The sequence below is a fragment of the Nonomuraea sp. NPDC049758 genome (assembly GCF_040674635.1).
Lineage (GTDB): Bacteria > Actinomycetota > Actinomycetes > Streptosporangiales > Streptosporangiaceae > Nonomuraea.
Genome location: NZ_JBFAMZ010000001.1, coordinates 751,902 through 769,690 on the forward strand (window position 1 = coordinate 751,902; position 17,789 = coordinate 769,690).

General features: G+C 71.5%; 16 protein-coding genes. 6 read left to right on the forward strand and 10 right to left on the reverse strand.

The annotated features are described in order from the left end of the window. Position 1: 1 nt before the first annotated feature. Together AB0J46_RS03470 and AB0J46_RS03475 are read right to left on the reverse strand one after the other, a co-directional pair. Complete coding sequence (locus AB0J46_RS03470; RefSeq protein ID WP_352349216.1) at positions 2-910, reverse strand: lysylphosphatidylglycerol synthase domain-containing protein; 909 nt, start codon at positions 908-910, stop codon at positions 2-4. Continuing rightward, positions 907-1,734 (reverse strand): class I SAM-dependent methyltransferase, encoded by an 828-nt coding sequence (locus AB0J46_RS03475; RefSeq protein ID WP_364325806.1) that lies wholly within the window; start codon positions 1,732-1,734, stop codon positions 907-909. The genes AB0J46_RS03470 and AB0J46_RS03475 overlap by 4 nt, the downstream gene beginning before the upstream one ends. A gap of 90 nt (positions 1,735-1,824) precedes the next feature. Between AB0J46_RS03475 and AB0J46_RS03480 the strand changes: the two genes are divergently transcribed. Then, positions 1,825-2,784, forward strand: a complete 960-nt coding sequence (locus AB0J46_RS03480; RefSeq protein WP_364325809.1) for a lysylphosphatidylglycerol synthase transmembrane domain-containing protein — start codon at positions 1,825-1,827, stop codon at positions 2,782-2,784. On the opposite strand, the gene AB0J46_RS03485 is transcribed toward AB0J46_RS03480, so the two are convergent. The 4 genes from AB0J46_RS03485 to AB0J46_RS03500 are packed head-to-tail and all read right to left on the reverse strand — an operon-like array spanning position 2,685 to position 7,629. Continuing rightward, positions 2,685-3,749, reverse strand: coding sequence for a glycosyltransferase family 4 protein (locus tag AB0J46_RS03485; RefSeq protein WP_364325812.1), 1,065 nt, complete (start codon positions 3,747-3,749; stop codon positions 2,685-2,687). The genes AB0J46_RS03480 and AB0J46_RS03485 overlap by 100 nt on opposite strands. A gap of 3 nt (positions 3,750-3,752) precedes the next feature. After that, complete coding sequence (locus tag AB0J46_RS03490) at positions 3,753-4,682, reverse strand: glycosyltransferase family 2 protein (protein WP_358282610.1); 930 nt, start codon at positions 4,680-4,682, stop codon at positions 3,753-3,755. A 58-nt stretch (positions 4,683-4,740) separates the two neighbouring features. Further along, positions 4,741-5,568: a hypothetical protein gene (locus AB0J46_RS03495; protein WP_364325816.1), complete on the reverse strand. Its 828-nt coding sequence runs from the start codon at positions 5,566-5,568 to the stop codon at positions 4,741-4,743. A gap of 33 nt (positions 5,569-5,601) precedes the next feature. Continuing rightward, entirely contained in the window at positions 5,602-7,629 is a 2,028-nt protein-coding gene (locus AB0J46_RS03500) for a glycosyltransferase family 39 protein (RefSeq protein WP_364325819.1), read from the reverse strand. A gap of 65 nt (positions 7,630-7,694) precedes the next feature. Between AB0J46_RS03500 and AB0J46_RS03505 the strand changes: the two genes are divergently transcribed. The 5 genes from AB0J46_RS03505 to AB0J46_RS03525 all read left to right on the forward strand — a co-directional run bounded on the left by AB0J46_RS03505 (position 7,695) and on the right by AB0J46_RS03525 (position 14,133). Then, positions 7,695-9,215 (forward strand): hypothetical protein, encoded by a 1,521-nt coding sequence (locus AB0J46_RS03505; RefSeq protein ID WP_364325822.1) that lies wholly within the window; start codon positions 7,695-7,697, stop codon positions 9,213-9,215. 143 nt (positions 9,216-9,358) lie between these two features. Then, positions 9,359-10,996 (forward strand): LCP family protein, encoded by a 1,638-nt coding sequence (locus AB0J46_RS03510; protein WP_364325825.1) that lies wholly within the window; start codon positions 9,359-9,361, stop codon positions 10,994-10,996. Between the two features lie 172 nt (positions 10,997-11,168). Next, the gene (locus AB0J46_RS03515) at positions 11,169-12,368 is read left to right on the forward strand and encodes an acyltransferase family protein (protein ID WP_364325828.1); all 1,200 of its coding nucleotides are present in this window, start codon (positions 11,169-11,171) and stop codon (positions 12,366-12,368) included. 56 nt (positions 12,369-12,424) lie between these two features. Then, entirely contained in the window at positions 12,425-13,387 is a 963-nt protein-coding gene (locus AB0J46_RS03520) for a glycosyltransferase (protein WP_364325831.1), read from the forward strand. 38 nt (positions 13,388-13,425) lie between these two features. Further along, positions 13,426-14,133, forward strand: coding sequence for an acetoacetate decarboxylase family protein (locus tag AB0J46_RS03525; protein ID WP_364325834.1), 708 nt, complete (start codon positions 13,426-13,428; stop codon positions 14,131-14,133). On the opposite strand, the gene AB0J46_RS03530 is transcribed toward AB0J46_RS03525, so the two are convergent. The 4 genes from AB0J46_RS03530 to AB0J46_RS03545 form a co-directional block, all read right to left on the reverse strand. Beyond that, a complete protein-coding gene (locus tag AB0J46_RS03530; RefSeq protein WP_358282593.1) occupies positions 14,130-15,014 on the reverse strand; it encodes a glycosyltransferase in 885 nt (294 codons plus the stop codon). The two genes, AB0J46_RS03525 and AB0J46_RS03530, sit on opposite strands and share 4 nt — an antisense overlap. Before the next feature lie 186 nt (positions 15,015-15,200). Further along, positions 15,201-15,968, reverse strand: coding sequence for a CDP-alcohol phosphatidyltransferase family protein (locus tag AB0J46_RS03535; RefSeq protein WP_357702650.1), 768 nt, complete (start codon positions 15,966-15,968; stop codon positions 15,201-15,203). After that, positions 15,946-16,986 carry an iron-containing alcohol dehydrogenase family protein gene (locus tag AB0J46_RS03540; protein WP_358283907.1) on the reverse strand — a complete coding sequence of 347 codons (1,041 nt, stop codon included), beginning with the start codon at positions 16,984-16,986 and terminating at the stop codon, positions 15,946-15,948. The genes AB0J46_RS03535 and AB0J46_RS03540 overlap by 23 nt, the downstream gene beginning before the upstream one ends. 29 nt (positions 16,987-17,015) lie before the next feature. Next, on the reverse strand, positions 17,016-17,750 hold the full coding sequence (locus tag AB0J46_RS03545) for a phosphocholine cytidylyltransferase family protein (RefSeq protein WP_364325837.1): 735 nt from the start codon (positions 17,748-17,750) through the stop codon (positions 17,016-17,018). Between the last annotated feature and the right edge of the window lie 39 nt (positions 17,751-17,789).

The window sequence follows — 17,789 nt, forward strand, 5'->3', positions numbered from 1 at the left end:
ATCACACCGAGTCGCGACGTGCGGCAATTCCCGCCATACCTGCGCAGATCAGGTCACCGAGAATGATGACGATGCGGGAGCAGAGGGCCACCGCGATGGCCGCGCCGCTGTCGAGCACGGGGGCGAGCACCGCCACCATCGCCAGCTCGCGCACCCCGGCCCCGGCCGGCACGACGAAGGTCACGATGCCCAGGCACCACGACAGCGCGAAGGCCCCGACGGCGAACAGCAGGCCGCCCTGCGGCGCGACGAAGTAGAAGTGCACGCCGTAGGCCGTCCAGCCGGCCAGCGCCCAGCCGAGCGCGGTGAGCATGCCGCGGCGGGTGAGCGGGCGTTCCAGGGGCTCGCGCTTCAGCCTGCGCAGGCCGAAGCCGATGACGCCGTTGACGACCTTGGGCTCCAGCAGCACCAGCAGCAGCGGGATGAACAGCAGCACCCAGCCGAACCGGTGCCAGCCGAGCGTGACCAGCGTGACCAGCAGGCCGCTGGCGATCTGGACGGGCATCATCAGGAAGAACGCCGCGGCGCTGCGCGGACGCGGCACGCCGAGGTCGCGGCCCATCTCCATCTGGGCGAGCACCGGCCAGACCGCGCCGGGGATGTACTTGCCGAGCTGGCCGACGAAGAACACCTTGGCGGCCGGCCGCAGCGGCAGCGGCGAGCCCAGGTCGGCCAGCAGCGTGCGCCAGGTGAGCATGGCCCCGAGCAGCGCGGCGACCACGGCGACGAGCGACCCGGCCAGCGCCGGCCACGACAGCCGGGCGAACCCGGCCACCACGGCGTCCCACTGCCTGGCCACCGCCCACGCGCCGAAGGCGAGCGCGACGGCGAGGAAGCCGAAGCGCAGCAGCCGGCGCGGCAGCGACCGCTTGGGGATCGCGCTCGCGCCGGTCTCGTCCACGAGGCTCACAGCGGCAGGACCCGCTCGGGCGGCTGCGGCAGCGCCGGCCCCACGGGCCTGCGCGGGGTCTTGGTGGCCACCCACAGGTACGTCGGCACGACGGGCAGCAGCAGCCGCAGCACCTCGCGCGGCGCACGGGCCAGCACGGCCTTGACCAGCCGGCCCGGCAGACCGGGGAACAGCTCCGACCCGGCGAACCTGGTCGGCGTGGCCAGCACCGGGAACGTGTAGTCCCAGACGTGGAAGGCGCGCAACATCCGGCGCAGCCCCCGCCGGGTCCTGAACCGCTCGTAGTAGTGGTCGGCCCGGCCGAAGGCGCGCACGTAACGGTCGGCCAGCGCGGGCGGCAGGTACGACAGGAACGGCAGCTTGTAGTGGGGCTCGACGACCCCGAGCCGGTTGCCGAGCCCGAGGTAGAGCACCCCGGTGTCGGACAGCACGCGGTGCATCTCGGCCACCACGGCGTCGGGGTCGACCACGTGCTCGTAGATGTGGTTGAACACCAGCACGTCGATCGACCCGTCGGGGAAGGGCAGCGCCGTGCCGTCGCCGCAGACGAACGCCACCCGCTCGCCGAACCGGTCGGCGGCCTTGCGCAGCCCCGGCACGTCGATGTCGATGCCCAGCGTGTGCTTGGCCCCGGCCTGGGCCAGCTCGTCGGCGATGAACCCGGCCGAGCAGCCGACGTCGCCCACGGTCAGCCCGCCGAGCGGCCCCTGGAAGTGCTCCAGCACGGCGATGATCTTCGCGGCCTTGCGGCGGCGTTTGTCCTCGTCGAGCATGGCCGACTGGAATTCGGAGTACTCGAGCTGCGCGACCCGTTGCTTGCCCACGTCGCCCAACAGTACCCGCGCCGCGGGCCTCGGCAGGCTGACCTGCCCCACATGCTGGCTCTCCCCCGGGCTCCCGCGTAGCCTGGGCTGATGTTGCGCCGCCTGCTGCGCGTCCTGCTCGCGCTGGTCGCCCTCGCCTTCCTCGGCTACGGCCTGGCGCGGAACTGGCACGACACCACGCAGGCCCTCTCCAGGCTGTCGCCGTGGGCGGTGCTCGGGGCGTTCGGCGCGGTGCTGGCCGGGCAGGTCTGCATGCTGGTGGCCTGGCGGCAGATCATGGCGGGGCTCGGCACGCGGCTGCCGCTGCGGGTGGCCGGACGGATCATGTTCGTGGGCCAGCTCGGCAAGTACATCCCGGGCGCGGTGTGGGCGTACGCGGCCATGATGGACCTCGGGCGCGACCACGGGAGCCCGCCGCGGCGCACGTTCGCCACGATCTCGCTCGGGCTGGTGGTCAACCTGGGCGTCGGCATCTCGATCGCCGCCGCCACGCTGAGCTCGCACGAGGCCGTCCGCCGGGCCTGGTACGTGGTGCTGCTGGTGCCGGTGATCATCGTGTGCCTGCATCCCAGGGTGCTCACCTGGGGGCTCAACCTGGCGCTGCGCATCGCCCGCAAGGAACCGCTGGAGAGCGTGCTGCCCGGCCGCACGGTCGTCGTCACGGTGGCCTGGACGGCGCTCGGCTGGTTCGTCTACGGCCTGCACACCTGGCTGCTGTCCGGCCGCCCCGACCTCTACCTGGTGGCGACCGGCGCGTACGCGTTCGCCTGGTGCACCGGCATCCTGGCCTTCGTGGTGCCCGCCGGGGTGGGCGTGCGGGAGGGCGCGCTCGTGCTGGTGCTCGGGCCGGTCATCGGCACCGCTCCGGCCATCGCGGTGGCGATCGTGTCGCGGCTGGCGTTCACGCTGGCCGACGCGGTCGCCGCGGGGGCGGCGTTCCTGCTGGGCCGTCAGAGGGCGAGCAGCGCGCCCGCGTACGCGGCCCAGAACGGCTCGGGATCGACCGCCTTGACCCCCGACCGCAACCTCTCCGGCTCGCCCGAGGCGTAGAAGCGCTCGATCGCCGCGCGCAGCGCCCCGGCGTCGCCCGGCTCGACCAGCAGGCCGTCGACGCCGTCGGTCACGTGGTCGGCCAGCGCGCCCACCCGGGTGGCGATCACCGGCACGCCGTGCTCGTGGCCGAGCCAGACGTTCTGACTGGCGGTGGCGCTGCGGTACGGCAGCACCAGCGCGTCGGCCGCGGCGAACAGCTTCGGCACGTCGGCGGCCGGGACGTACCCGGGCCGCAGCTCCACCCTGTCGGCCAGGCCCAGCTCGTCGATCAGCGCCTTGGTCTCGTCGAGACCGCCCCAGAACTCGCCCGCCACGGTCAGCGAGATGCCCTCGGGCAACGCCCGCAGCAGCAGGTCGAGCCCCTTGTACGGGCGTACCATCCCGAAGAACAACAACCGCCGGCGCACCCCGCCGGACTTCTCGGCCGACGTGGACGGCAGGTGCGGCGGCAGCCCCGCAACCCCGACCGGCCTGCCCGGCGCGAGCCCCCTGGCCAGCTCGGCCTGCTGCTCGGAGTGGGCCAGCACGCCATCGACCCGCCGCAGCAGCGCCCTCATCAGCGGCTGGTCGTACGGCTTGCGCTCATGCGGCAGCACGTTGTGGCAGAGCGCGACCGTCCGGGCCTTACCCCCGATCCCGGACAGGATCCCCAGGTACGGAGGAACCTGGACGGAGCTCAGCACCGCCAGCACCACCAGGTCGGCCGTGCGCAACCGGCGTCCCGCCGCGTACCACCCGTCGGGCCGCCGCCAGTCGAGCCGCCGCGCGGTCCGCGGGTACGGCGTGCCCTCGGGCTCGGAGATCGTCTGCTGACCGGGGTAGAGGAACGACGGGTACTGGGCCCGCCACGACTCGATCACCACGTCGTGGCCCTGGCCCGCCAGCCGGTGCGCCAGCTCGGTGGTGTGCTGCGCCCCGCCCCCCTTGTACGGATGGGTCGGGCCGACGATCGCGATGCGCACGCGCTATTCCCCCCGCGACCGCACGATCAGGTCGGCCAGCAGCGCCACCGAGCCGATCAGCAGGCCGGACAGGAAGATCATGACGGTGTTGGCCGGGAAGTAGAACGGCTGCCGGATCATGTCCCAGACGCCCTTCACGAGCCCGATCGCCACCAGCCAGAGCGCGGGCGGCATGAGCACCTTGAGCGGGTTGAAGTACATGATCATCCGCAGCACCTGCAGGATGTAGCGGTAGGCGTCGGAGACGAAGCTGAACTTCGACTTGCCGGCCCGCTTGGCGTACTCGATGGGCAGGTAGTAGACGTCGTGCTGGTTCGACAGGAACGACAGCGTGATCGTCGTGACGCAGGAGAACCCGGGCGGCAGCAGCCGCAGGTAGGGGCGGGCCACCGACTTGCGGAAGGCGCGCAGCCCCGAGTTGAGGTCGGGGATCTTCTGCCCGGCGAGCTTCTCGGCCACCTTGCGGATCACCCACTTGGCCGGCACACGCAGGATCTTGTGCGACCCCTCCTCGGTGGTGCGCGCGCCGACGACCTGGTCGACCGTCTGGTCCTTCTCCAGGATCTGGACCAGCTCGGGGATGCGCTCGTTGGGGTAGGTCATGTCGGCGTCGGTCCAGACGACGATCTCGCCCCTGGCCTCCTGCGTGCCGATGCGGCGCACGGTGCCCGAGCCGCCGTTGCGGTGGAAGGCGCGGATGCGCAGGTGGGGGTACTCGGGCGCGGCCTCTTCGAGCCGGGCCAGGGTTTGGTCGGTCGAGCAGTCGTCGACGGCGACCAGCTCGTAGGTGTAGCCGCTGGAGTCCATCGCCCGCGTGATGCGCTCGACCTCGTCGATGACGTGGTCCTGCTCGTTGTAGCAGGGCAGGACGATCGTGACGTACGGCGCTTCTTCCACGGCAGGTCCACTCTTGGGGGTCTCAAGCGTGCTCACGGGGGTCGAGGGTACTCTGCCCCGCTGGAAGCCGAGTCCACATCGACGGGCTTTACGCTCACTTGATCAGCTGTGACCATCCTACGCCGGGCATCCTGAGCATCTCCTGACCCACCGCCCTGGCCCTGGCGGGGTCGTCGAAGCGCACGTACAGCACCTCGGGGATCTCGGCGAGCGTGAGAGGCCGGGCGTCGCTCCGATAGAGCCGGGCCAGCCGCAGCCCGAACGGCTTGTCCTGGAGGAACACCTCGGCCACGCCGTCCAGCTCGCGCAGCCGGGCCACGACGGCGTCGCGCTGCGCCTCGGTCGCCACCGTCCGGCAGGCGGCGTCCTCCTGCCACTGACCGCACATCACGACGGTCAGGTCCGCCTTGCCCCGCCAGAAGTCGGGCACCCGGGGCAGAAGCAGGACGCCTTTCTCCTCGGCCAGCCCCCGCCGGACGGCGTCGTAGTCGGCCGGTCCGCGCACCCCGCCCTCGATCATCGGGATCCAGTTCGCATCGGGGGGCCTGGTCAGGCCCTCGGTGATGATCGCCGTCTGGGCCCAGCGCCGCTCGACCTCGTCGGCGGGCACCAGCGTGGGCGCGACCGCCTCGGGGATCCGCCGGACCAGCGCCAGCACCCGCTCGGCGGTGCCCTGCGGGCAGCCCTGGGTGCCCTCGGTGCACAGCGTGACGGTGAAGCCGTCCACGACGGGCAGCGCGCCGACGGGCGGCGGCGAGGGCAGGAGCGAGCGCAGGTGCAGGTACCAGCCGCCCCCGCCGAGCGCCGCCACCAGCAGGACGGCCGCCACGATCATCGCCGCCGTCCTCTGGTGGGCTCTGATCCAGGGCCGTAACCACGGCTCCCGGTCGTCGCCGAACGACAGCTCGTCGGTGTCAGACATGTCCAGAACTATCGCGATACGTCCCGAGCGGGGTCAACCCACCGCCATCCATACGTTCACCCGCAAGGACCACGTCCCGTTGGGCGGGTCCACGAGCGAGCGCTCGTCCTGGCGCGTGACCAGGCCCATGATCTGCCGCGGCGTCCCGTAGGGGGCCACCTGGGCAGGGTCGGCGGCCAGGACGACCGGCACCCGGCCGGCCGCCCTGACCCTCTCGACGGCGGCCCGGACCTCCGGCTCCGCCGCCAGGTCGGAGCCTCCGGGCGGCCGCGCCACCTGCGCCGCCGGACGTCCGCACATCCCACGGACGAGCTGGGTGAAGCGGTCGCCGGTCACCCGCTCGACGAACAGCACCGACGCCTCGGCCGGGAGCGCCGCGCACATCGACCGGACCGCCGCCGCCTCCCCCCGCTCGACCGGCGTGAACGCGGTGCCGATCGAGGTGACCACCGGCGGCGCGAGCACCAGCAGCACCCCCGCGACCGTCGCCCACCGCCGTACCCGCTCCCGCGGCCACGACCGCTCGCGCAGCCAGCCCAGCCCCCACACCGCCAGCACGATCAGCCCCGGGATCACGACCGGGACCAGCCGCCGGGAGGCCCACGGCTGGTCGGGGGTGATCTCGGGCCGCAGCAGCGTGGTGATCGTCGTCCAGCCGATCATCGCCAGCGGCAGCAGCCAGACGAACGGCCTGCCGTCGCGCAGCAGCCTGCGCAGCAGCACGGCCGCCGCGGCCGTGGCCAGCACGACGGCCGGGATGCCGATGTACCAGGTCACCCAGTGGAGCGAGAGCTCGAAGTAGAGCCGGTCCGCCTGGACGGGCAGGCCGTTGGCCTGCTGGATCTGGGCGATGAACTCGGCCGTGCGGGCGTCCTCGTCGTTCGTGGCCTTCCTGGTCACGGTCTGGAACCAGGGACGCGCGTACAGACCGGCCATCACCAGCACGACCAGCGCGGCCCCCGCCGTCGGCAACCACCGCGGCGGCCGGAACCTGGCCAGCGCGGGCGCGGCGGCCACGCCGACCGGCGTGAGCACGAGCACGACCGCGCAGATGAGCAGCAGCGGCCGCACGGACCCGGACAGATACTCCAGATACGGCCGGGCCAGCACGTACGCCGCCAGCAGCCCGAGCCCCGCCCCCGCCACCAGCCCCGCCAGCAGCGGCACCCCCACCGCGCCCTGCGGCCTGCCGGAGCGCCGCATCGCGACCAGCAGCCCCGCGTACGCCAGCACCGGCAGCACGTCGCGCAGCCCGTCGACCCTGACCAGCACGGCCAGCCCCAGGACCAGCCCGGCCGGCAGCCCCTGCCGCCAGCCGGGCCGCTCGGCCTCGATCGCGTCCTGGGCCAGCGCCAGCCCGCCGAACAGCAGGATCAGCGACGGGATCTCGCTGAACGTCGTGCGCGAGGTGTAGAGGATCGGCAGGCTCACCGCGAACGCCGCCGCCGCGAGCACCGCCCACCGGCCACCGGCCAGCCGCGCCGCCACCCCGGCCACCGTCAGCACGGCCAGCGCCCCCAGCACGGCCGGCACCGCGAACGGCGCCCCCAGCCAGTCGCCGATCGCGAACACCAGCGGCGGCCCCGGCATGAACTGCGGCACCACCCCGCCGTCCACCGCATACGTGCCGACGCTGTCGAAGTACAGGGAGGGGTGATGGCCGCCGAACGCCGCCGCCTGGTCCGGGATCGGCAGCGAGCCGTGCCCGGCGATCCAGGCGGCGTACTGGGCGTAGGTCGCCGGGTCGCGCCGGACCAGCAGCTGCTCGGAATGCATGACGACGTTGAACACGCCCGACCCGGCGGCCACCGCCACGACCCCGGCCAGCTGCCAGGGAGTGGCCTGGACGCCCTGGCCCGCGCCCCGCCTCCCGCGCAGGACGTCACGCGTGCCCGCCCAGCACAACAGCGCCGCCGCGGGCACGCCGAGCAGCACCGCGGGCAGCGGCGCGAACCGGCCGGCCAGCAGCAGCGGCAGGCCCGCGAGCAGCCAGCCCGCCAGGGCGAGCGCGGGCGACACCGACAACGCGGCCAGCACGCGGCCCGATCGATCACGTTCCATCGGTGAGCGAGCGTATCCAACGCCGCGGTCACGGCGTCCGCGGAAACGCGGGTAGCGTACGCGAGGTGCAGGAGGAGCGGGATGACCAGCGGGTGAGACCGGAGCCGCGCGCGGGAACCCCCGCCCGCGTCCAGGAGCCCGGCCGGCGGCGGCACGGCTGGTTCGCGCGCGTCCGGGAGGCTGCCTGGTGGCGGCGGCACGGCTGGTTCGCCGGGGTCCTGGCGGCCGGCGCGGCCCTGCGCGCGCTCGCCATGCTCGGCTACCGCCCGGCCCTGTGGTTCCCCGACTCCTACACCTACATCGTCACCGTCTTCCGGCCGCGCCCCGACCTGGTGCGCCCGGCGGGCTACTCGATGTTCATGAAGCTCCTGGAGCCCTTCCACGGCTTCTGGGCGATCACCGCCGCGCAGCACCTGCTCGGCCTGGCCACCGGCGTTCTCGTCTATGTGGCCGCGCGCCGGGCCCCGCGCTGGGCGCGCACGCTCGCGGCCGTGCCCGTGCTGCTCGACGCGTACCAGGTCGAGCTGGAGCACCTGCTGGTCTCCGACATGCTGTTCCTGTTCCTGGTCGTGGCCGCCGTGGCGCTGAGCCTGACCGAGAAGCGCGCCATCGTCGTCGCCATCGGCCTGCTGCTGGCCGCCGCCACCCTGACCAGGACCGTCGGCCAGCCGCTCATCCTCGTCCTGGCCGCGTGGTTCGTGCTGCGCAGGCGCGTGGGCCTGGCCGGGGTGCTGCTGGCCGCCGCGCTGGTCCCGGTCATCGCCTACGGCGGCTGGTTCTACGCCGCCCACCACCGCGTCGGCCTGGTGGGCGCGAACGGCGTCTTCCTCTACGCCCGCACGATGTCCTTCGCCGACTGCGCCAGGATGAACCCGCCGGCCGACCTGCGGGTGTTGTGCGACCCCCGTCCGCCGGAGCTGCGCCCGCCGTCGCAGGAGTACATCTGGAGCAAGGACTCCCCGCTGGTGAAGCTGCCGGGGATCACGTTCTCGAAGGCGAACGACGACCTGGCCTCCAGGTTCGCGACCCTCGCCGTCACCAGCCAGCCGCTCGACTACGCGGGCTCGGTGCTGGCCGAGCTGGCCCGCACGTTCGCCTGGGGACGGCCGGTCTACCCCGACGCGGAGGTCTACGCCTACTACGAGTTCCCGGTGACCCCGCCCGGCCCACCTGGCCGCTATCCCGCGCAGGTCGGCGCCGACTATGCCAAGCTCTACGAGCAGGGTGCGATCGGTACGGAGATCGTCGAGCCCTACGCCGGATGGCTGCGGGGCTACCAGAGCGTGGTGCGCCTGCCCGGCACGGTGCTGCTGGCGCTCCTGCTCGCGCCGCCCGTCGCGGCCGCCGTGCGGCGGGCGCGGGGCCTGCGGCACGCCGGTCCGCCGGCATGGGCGGTGCCCTGGGCGGCAGCCGTCGTGTTGCTCGTCACACCGCCCGCCGTGGCCGAGTTCGACTACCGGTACGTGCTCCCGGCCGTGCCTCTGGCCTGCCTCGCGGCGGCCCTGAGCGTCCGGCCTGACCTGCGGGGACGGTCAGAAAGCGGGAAAGACTTTGGCAATGATATTCCACGAAATGTCCGGCTCTGAGTATGCTGTGCCGCGGAAACATCACGCCCGGGTCACGGTCGTTTCCGGCGGTCATGGCACCGGGCACGCCGTACGTGACCTAATCTCGTGGCGCGGAGCGACCAAGCCGGCGCGTTGGCGCAAGGAACGAGGCTAGGGGGCGTATGAGTGACTACAGGAGCGCGTCCGTCCAGGACGCCAGGGTCGCCCCCAGCGCTCCGGGCAGCCGGATGGCGCGAAGGGCCGCGGGCTCCCCGCCTCCCCCGCCCGACGACCGGCCCACGCGCGGCCACCGCGGCGACGGCGGCGGCGGCGGTCAGGGCAAGATGCGGGTGCTGGCCTGGGTCAGCATCGCCGCCACCACGGTCATGGTGGCCGGCGCGCTGACCGGTTACACCGTCTACCGCGACGCCTTCGGCAACATCACCCAGAAGAGCGTCAAAGAGGACATCATCAACCCGCGTCCACGCGACACGGGCGCACTCAACGTGCTGCTCGTCGGCTCCGACACCCGCGCGGGCAAGGGCAACGCCAAATACGGCCAGCAGCTCGCCAGGACGGCCGACGCGGGCGGCAAGCGCACCGACACGATCATCGTCATGCACATCTCCCCCAACCGGGACAAGGCGCGCCTGATCAGCTTCCCGCGCGACTCGATGGTGCAGATCCCGAAGTGCAAGAACGAGACCACCAAGGCCGAGATGCCGCCCCGCCGGGACATGATCAACTCGGCGTACAACTCCGGTGGCATCGCGTGCACGATCTCCACGATCGAGACGCTCACCCAGATCCGCATCAACCACTTCGTCGAGGTGGACTTCAGCGGCTTCAAGAACATCGTCGACGCCCTCGGCGGCATCGAGATCTGCCTCAAGTCCGGCGTCAACGACAGGGCGTCCCATCTCGTCCTGCCTCCGGGCAAGAGCCTGCTCAACGGCGAGAAGGCGCTCGGTTACGTACGTCTGCGCCACTACGGCGACGGCAGCGACATCCAGCGCATCAAGCGCCAGCAGATCTTCCTGAGCAAGGTCATCGCCAAGGCCACGAGCAGCGAGCTGCTCACCGACATCGGCAAGCTGACCGGCTTCATCAAGGCGGCGGCGGGCTCGGTCACCATGGACCCCGAGCTGGCCAACGACACCCAGCAGCTCATCGACATCGCCACCAGCGCCAAGGAGCTGACCGCGGGCGGCGTGCAGCTCACCACGATCCCGTGGCTGCCCGACCCGCAGGACCCCAACCGGGTGATCTGGAAGGAGCCGGACGCCTCCGCGCTGTGGGCCTCCATCATCAGCGACACCGAACTCCCCGGCCCGAGCCCGAGCGCCAGTGCCAGCGCGAGCACCAAGCCCAAGGTCACGCCGAAGCCCGAGCAGGTGAAGGTCCAGGTGCTCAACGGCACCACCACGCCGGGCAAGGCCCGCCTGGTGGCCGACGAGCTGGCCAAGCAGGGCTTCAACGTCGTCGGGGTGGGCAACTACCAGGCCGCCGACGGCGCGAGCCTGCCCTCCAGCGAGATCCACTACGCCAAGGGCGCCGCCACCGGCGCCGACTACGCGGCCGTGCTGTCCGGCGCGGTGCTGCCCAAGCCGGCTCCCTCGGCGGGCAAGGTCACCGCGACCAACCCGCAGCCCTACACCTCCGGCACGACCGGCACGGCCGCCGGCGCGGGCGGCAAGGGCGCCCCGGTGATCCAGCTCGTGGTCGGCTCCGACTTCAAGTCGGTCAAGGTCACCAAGCTTCCTGACAGCGTGAACAACAGCACCATCACGGCCTCCGACCAGAAGAACGTGTGCACCTGAGGCTCCAAGTTCCCTGTGGAACCGGACTTCTGGTGAGACAGGGACCACTAGATCGGGATAATGTTTGCGGGTCGGCGACGCAGCGCGACACGGCCGCTGTTAAGGCGGTTGTAAGTGTGAAATGTCAGAGTTGCGTCGTGCACCCCGGCCCCTAGCGAAGCTGAGCTCCCCAGTGTCTGACACAAAGTTCTCCCCACCGGTCACGACCCCGCGGAGCCCTGACGGCCCCGTCGAGGAAGGCGGGCCGGCGAACACTGGAGCTCGCTGGCCCCTGCCTCAGGAGTCCGTCTGGGGCAACCAGACCGACCCCCACGGCGTCGCGACGGGCGAGCGCCCCGAGGAGCGGCAGGAGCCCGCCGAGGAGCCCGAGCCGCCCAAGCGCAGGCGCGACCCCTACCTCGACAACGTCAAGTTCATCCTGATCGCGCTCGTCCCGCTGGGCCACTCGCTGGTGCCCACGCTCTCGACCCATTCCTCCAGAGCGCTCTACATCTACATCTACATGTTCCACATGCCGCTGTTCGTGATGATCAGCGGCTACTTGTCCAGGAACTTCTGGAACTCCAACGCGAAGACGAACAAGCTCGTCGACACGTTCGTCGTGCCGTACGTGATCGTGGAGATCGGCTACGCCGCCGTCCGCTACGGGCTCGGCCAGAAGTGGAGCCTCACGATCATCGATCCGGCGTGGCTCAACTGGTACCTGCTGGCGCTGCTGTTCTGGCGGTTGTCCACACCGGTGTGGAAGCGGATGAAGCACCCGGTCCCGGTGGCCATCGTGATCTACATGTTCGCCGGCTTCTCGCAGATCACCGGCGACTTCAGCATGGACCGCTTCTTCGGCCTGCTGCCGTTCTTCGTCATCGGCCTGGTGATGCAGCCCGAGCACTTCGAGATGCTCAACAAGCTGTGGATCAAGATCGCGTCGGGGGTCACGCTGCTCTGCGCGGCGGCCGTGGCCATCGTCATCGCGCCCAAGGCGCCGCTCGACCCGTTCTACTTCAAGCACAGCTTCCAGGACATGGACCTGTCCTGGTGGATGGGCCTGCTGCTCAAGGTCGGGCTGCTGGTCTGCGCCCTGGCGATGTCCTTCGCGGTGCTGGCGCTGGTGCCGCGCGGCGAGACCTGGTACTCCGACCTCGGCACCCGCACGCTCTACTGCTACCTGCTCCACGGCATCCCCGTTCTGATCGCCAAAGACCAGGGCTGGCTGGCGCTCCCGTGGCTGCACGGGCCGCTCGGCGTGCTGGCCATCGCGTGCAGCTCGTTCGCACTGGCGATCGTGTTGTGCCTGCCGGAGACGCGCACGGTCTTCAAGTGGGTGCTCGAACCCCGCCTGACCTGGCTCTATCGCCGCCCCTCTGGAAGTTAAGCGGCCCTTTCACCTGAGTTAACGCCTTTGACCTGGTAGGCGCGGAGCATCGACACATGCGCGCATGTGTCGCCACCACCGTCCATCATCCCGAGGACGCCCGGATCATGCACCGGCAGATCAGGGCGCTGCTCGACGCGGGCCACGAGGTGACCTACGTCGCGCCGTTCACCTATTACAACGTCACCCCGGCCGTCGGGCTCACCGCCGTCGACGTCGCCCGGCAGGCCCCGTACGGGAAGGCCCGCGCGGCGCTCAGGCGCGGCGTGCGGGACGCCGACCTGCTGATCGTGCACGACCACCGGCTGCTGCGGGCGCTGCCCCACCGGCGCCCTCCGGTCGTCTGGGACGTCCGCGAGGACGTCTCGCCCAGGCGGCGGGCCCGCGCGGAAAGACGGCACCACGTGATCACCTCCACGGAGGTGCCCGACGCGACCCTGGTGTCGCCCAGCCCGCCCCCTCCCGGCGACACCAGGGTCGTGCACATCGGCCGCCTGTCGGCCGAGCGCGGCGTGGCCGAGCTGATCGCCCTGGCCGAGCGCCTGGCGCCGCACGGCATCCGGATGGACCTCATCGGCGCCGCCGACCCCGACGTGCGCCCGCTGCTGCGCGACGCCCAGCGCGTCGGCCTGCTCGACTGGTTCGGGTACGTGCCCAACCGGCACGCCCTGCGCATGTCCGAGGGCGCGCTGGCCGGGCTGTCCCTGGCCGCCGACACCGTGACCGGGCCGCCCACGAAGATCCTCGACTACATGGGCCGCGGCCTGCCGGTGATCGCCACCCCGCAGGCCGCCCCGCTGGTGCGGGCCGTCGGCTGCGGCCTGGTGGTGCCCCGGGACGTGGACGCGCTGCTGGACGCCGTCCTGGACCTCAAGGAGGACCCCGTGCGGCGGGCCGACCTGGGAGCGGTCGGGCACGCCGAGGCCCGGCTGCGCCACCACTGGCCCGACCGGGCGGCGGACTTCGTCAAGCTGGCCGAGTCGTGGGCGGCCCTGCCGGAACACGCGCTGGCGGTGTAGGAATGGCCAGCGGGCTCCCGGGTTGATGTACTGGTCTCATGGCATCGCATCTGATCCAGGGCCGGACGGTGGGCATGCCTGTGCGAGTGGAGGACGCGGAGGTCTGCAGCGCCTTCTACGCGGTGCGGGCCGACGCGGCGCGGGCGGTGATCGCCTATTCCGGTCTCGACGTGGCCGAGGTGTTCCCCGGCAAGGCCGTGTGCGTGCTGCTGTTCGTCGACTACCGCGACGGCGACCTCGACACCTACCACGAGTTCGGGATGGCCTTCCTGATCCGGCGGCCGGGGGCGGCGGGCTCGGTCGGGCTCGGCGACCTGCGCGGCGCGGGCGTCTTCGTCCACTGGCTGCCCGTCGACCAGCGGTTCACGCTGGAGGCGGGGCGGACGATCTGGGGCTTCCCCAAGGAACTGGCCGACATCGAGCTGCGGCTCGGGTCGCCGTACAAGCGGTGTGTACTGCGCAAGGACGGCAGGCTCGTGCTCGACCTGCTGATCAGGCCCGGCGTGCCGGCGCCGGCCGCCATGGCGCCGCTGGACGCCTTCACCCATCTGGAGGGCGTCACGCGGCGCATCCCCTGGTCCGTACGGGCCGGGGGCACCCGCGTGCGGCCGGGCGGCGCGCTGATCCGCCTGGGCAACCACCCCATCGCCAAGGAGCTCAGCGAGCTGGGGCTGCCCAAGCGGGCGCTGTTCGCCTCGACCGTCTCCCATGCCTCGATGACCTTCGGCGAGGCGGAGACGGTCTAGACGATCGGCGGGCGGCCGAGCTTGACCATGCGCCAGGCGGTGCGCCAGGCCATGGGACGACGCTCGCCCGCCGGCGTGCGCAGCCCTTCGAAGAAGCCGGAGAACCACGCCTTGATCGCGACCCCCGAACGGCGCTCGCGGATCAGGGTGAGCACCACCCAGTTGGTCAGGTAGAGGAACGCCAGCGGCCACGGCAGGTTGCGCCGCGCCAGCCAGACCCGGTTACGGGCGTTGAGCTGGTAGAACTGCGCGTGCCTGGTCGGCGGGACCTGCGGATGGTACATGACGGTCTCGGCGTCGTACTCGATCCGGTAGCCCTCGCCCAGCAGGCGCCAGGCCAGGTCGGTCTCCTCGTGCGCGTAGAAGAACTTCTCCGGCAGGCCGCCGACCTGGAGGAAGGCCGAACGCCGCACCGCCGAGGCGCCGCCGAGGAACGTGGTGACCGGCGAGGAGCGCTGCGGGTCGCCCGCGCGCAGCCGGGGCACGTGCCGCCGCTGGCCGACGCCGCCCTCGGGGTCCATCACCCGGAAGGAGATCACCGCGAGGTCGGGCTCGGTGGCGAACCGGTCGCGCACGTGGGCGACGACCTTCTGGTTGGCGTACCAGCCGTCGTCGTCGAGGAACAGCACGACGTCGCCGGAGCACTCCTCGACGCCGCGGTTACGGCCGGCGGGAATGCCGGTGTTGTGGTCGAGCCGGATCGTCTTCACGACCGCGGCCGAGCCCTCGGGTGGCGTGGCCGACACCTGGGGCACGTCGGCGCCGTTGCCCACGATCACCACTTCGACGTCGCCGTCGACCTGGTTGAGCGCGGACTCGACGGCCCGGTTCAGCTCCGCGACCCGGTTGCCCATGGTGAGGATGACGCACGAGATCTTCAACGGGTCATCGTCCTGACGCGTTGAGGACACGAGCGGAGCATTCTTTCATGATCACCGAGTCTGCTGGTCTGCATCTTGTTGACAATGGTGGAGCTAAGCGTATCGGAACCGATGGTGAACCCCCACCGAACGGCGGACGTCCGATCAATACGACGGACGGGAAGCTCCTCCGGTTCCGACATGAGATCACCCAAGCCGCCTCGACGCCATAATGCTGATCAGATGGAGCACGGTCTGCAGCGCGGCGGCGATCACGCAGGCCACGATGAGCACGCGGGAGGCCCCGAGCGTGCCGGTCGCCAGGTCGATCACCGCGGCCGCCACCGCGAGCAGCGACAGCTCGATCGGCTGCATGATCCGATGGAACTTGGTCGCCGCCAGGATCCTCCTGCCCAGACCGAGCAGCCCCGAACGGAACTGCACCGCCGACGCCTCGGAGGACGCGCCCAGGCCGCCCTTGGCCCGCGCCACCTCCACCAGGTCGGTCTCGGCCTTGATGAGGATGGCGCCGAGCGCGGCGGCGAAGCCGAGCACGGTGTACCAGTCGGGCAGCACGGCCGAGGCCCGCCAGCCGAGCCCGGCCAGCACGGCGGCCTCGGTGAAGTAGGCCCCGACGCGGTCGAGGTAGACCCCGGCCAGCGACGTCTTGCCCGTCCAGCGGGCCAGCTCGCCGTCGGAGCAGTCGAGCAGCAGGTAGACCTGGACGAGCAGGGCGGCCAGCACGGCCGCCCACAGCCCCGGCAGGGCCAGCACGAAGCCCGCCGCGACCCCGGCGACCGTCATCACCCAGGTGAGCTGGTTGGGCGTGACCGACGTCTTGCTCGTCAGCCACGTGACGTAGATGGACAGCCGGCGCATGTAGAGCACGCCTGCCCAGTGCTCGCCGTTCCTGCGGTCGAGATGGCCCTCAGGCTGGGCGACCCGCCGCAGCTCAGCTACCGAAGGCCCGGACATAGTCCCCCACCCGATCGCGGATCTCGGAGTCCTGCATGCGCAGGTGCTCCAGGATCGTGTAACGGCCGGGACGGGTCGACGGCGCCAGCGCGACCACGTCGGCGAACTGCTCGCCGGTCAGCCCGATGTCGGCGGGCACGACCGGGAGCTCGTGCCGGCGCAGGCAGTCGACGACCTGGGCCACCCTGGCGGCGTCCTCCCGCAGGAAGAAGCAGAAGGCGGCACCTATGCCGGCGAGCTCGCCGTGGTTGGAGGTGCCGGGGAAGAGCTGATCCACGGCATGAAGGATCTCATGATCTCCACCACTCGCGGGCCGCGACGACCCGGCGACGACCATCGACATGCCCGACAGGATGAGCGACTCGGCCAGGACGGTCAGGAACGCGTCGGACTCGATGCCGTCGCTCCGGCCGACCAGCGCCTCGGCGGCGGTGCGGGACATCGAGCAGGCCAGGCCGTCGATGGGCTCGCCGCGCTCGACGTTGCCGAGCTGCCAGTCCTCGATCGCCGACAGGTTGCTGACGACGTCGCCGATGCCGGCCCTGACCAGCGACTTCGGCGCGTTGTGCACGAAGTCGAGGTCGACCAGGATGGCCAGCGGCATCGGCACGCCGAAGGTGCCCTTGCCCCCCTCGTAGACGAGGGAGGCGGTGGGCGAGCAGATGCCGTCGTGGGAGAGGTTGGTGGCCACGGCCACCATGGGGATGCCCGCGAGGGAGGCGGCGTACTTCGTCGCGTCGATCGTCTTGCCGCCGCCGACCCCGACGACGACCTCGTAGGCGCCCTTGCGCAGGTCGGCGCCGAGTGAGACGGCCGCCTCGACCGACCCGTCGCTCACCCTGAACACCTCGGCCTCGCCGAGGGTGGGGGCGATCAGGCGCTCGATGTGGTCGCCCTGGCCGGGCCCGACGGCCACGGCCACCCGGCCGGAGGTGGCCACGCGGCTGTCGGCCAGCAGGGCGCCGAGCTCGGCGACGGCGCCGCGCCTGACCTCCATGGTCAGGGGCGCCGGCAGCATCCTCGCTAGAAGCGGCATGCGCGCTCCCTCTAGTAGCGAACGGCTATGGTGCGAGCCTTGGCCAGGTCGTCGTGGTTGTCCACCTCGACCCAGTCGACCTCGCCGATGGGCGCGACGTGGATCGCCTCGCCGCGCTCGACCATCTCCTGGTAACCGTCCTCGTAGTAGAGCTGGGGGTCGCGCTCGAACGTCGTCTTGAGCGCGTCGGCCAGCCGCTCGGCCGCGCCGGGCCTGATGAGCGTGGCGCCGATGTACTCGCCGTACGCCTCGGCCGGGTCCATCAGCTTGGTGATGCGGCGCAGCGAGCCCTCCGGGGAGAGGGTCACCTTCATCTCCTCGTCGGCCAGCTTCTTGACGTTGTCGACCGCGAGCAGGACGTCGCTCGTCTCGGGGGCGGCCAGCAGCGTCTTCTCCACCGAGACGGGGTGGACGGTGTCGCCGTTGACCAGCAGCACGCCCTGGGCGAAGTAGTCGCGGGCGCACCACAGGGAGTAGGCGTTGTTCCACTCCTCGGCCTTGTCGTTGTGCACGAGGGTGAGCTTGACGCCGTGGCGCCTCTCCAGCTCCTCCTTGCGGTCGTGCACGGCCTGCGCCGCGTAACCGACGACGACCACGACCTCCCGCAGGTCCACCTCGGCGAGGTTGCGCAGCGAGATGTCCATGATCGTGGTTTCGCCGTCAACCGGCACGAGCGCCTTGGGCAGCGTGTCGGTGTACGGCCGCAGGCGTCGTCCGGCCCCGGCGGCCAGAACCATTCCCAGCAACGTGCACTCCTCGGTCGAGCATGACTACGTGTGCCCAAA

Coding starts and splice junctions, on each gene's coding strand:
- AB0J46_RS03480 (WP_364325809.1), top strand. CDS start 1,825: ATGTTGCGCCGCCTGCTGCGCGTCCTGCTCGCGCTGGTCGCCCTCGCC.
- AB0J46_RS03495 (WP_364325816.1), bottom strand. CDS start 5,568: ATGTCTGACACCGACGAGCTGTCGTTCGGCGACGACCGGGAGCCGTGG.
- AB0J46_RS03500 (WP_364325819.1), bottom strand. CDS start 7,629: ATGGAACGTGATCGATCGGGCCGCGTGCTGGCCGCGTTGTCGGTGTCG.
- AB0J46_RS03510 (WP_364325825.1), top strand. CDS start 9,359: ATGAGTGACTACAGGAGCGCGTCCGTCCAGGACGCCAGGGTCGCCCCC.
- AB0J46_RS03520 (WP_364325831.1), top strand. CDS start 12,425: ATGCGCGCATGTGTCGCCACCACCGTCCATCATCCCGAGGACGCCCGG.
- AB0J46_RS03525 (WP_364325834.1), top strand. CDS start 13,426: ATGGCATCGCATCTGATCCAGGGCCGGACGGTGGGCATGCCTGTGCGA.
- AB0J46_RS03535 (WP_357702650.1), bottom strand. CDS start 15,968: ATGTCCGGGCCTTCGGTAGCTGAGCTGCGGCGGGTCGCCCAGCCTGAG.
- AB0J46_RS03540 (WP_358283907.1), bottom strand. CDS start 16,986: ATGCTGCCGGCGCCCCTGACCATGGAGGTCAGGCGCGGCGCCGTCGCC.